Source organism: Robertkochia sediminum (genome assembly GCF_016786255.1).
Taxonomy (GTDB): Bacteria; Bacteroidota; Bacteroidia; order Flavobacteriales; family Flavobacteriaceae; genus Robertkochia; species Robertkochia sediminum.
Genome location: NZ_JADMKT010000017.1, coordinates 1 through 316, shown reverse-complemented (window position 1 = coordinate 316; position 316 = coordinate 1). Strand labels below are relative to the sequence as shown.

The following is a 316-nucleotide window of genomic DNA, read 5'->3' as shown; positions in this document are numbered from 1 at the left end:
CCCGGGATGTATTCCTGTTCTCCTGTTTTACCAGCTTGGCGTATTCCGATGTAAGAAACCTCAAAAGATCGAACATCGTTAAGGGTAACGATAATAAGTGGTGGATCAAATCAAAGCGAGCAAAAACCGGCGTTCCGCTGAACATTCCACTGCTGCCCTTGCCCCTTGAAATACTTCAGAAGTATAAGGATCATCCAAAAGTGTGCTCCTCAGATCATGTATTACCGGTATGCTCCAATCAAAAGATCAATAATTACCTGAAGGAGATCGCCTCCTTTACAGGGATCGATAAAGACTTCTCCTTTCATATGGCCCG

Annotated in this window: 1 pseudogene; it reads left to right on the top strand. The window is 44.3% G+C overall.

From position 1 onward, the window contains the following. Nucleotides 1–316, top strand: a pseudogene (locus IS446_RS00045) (site-specific integrase); the annotation flags it as partial.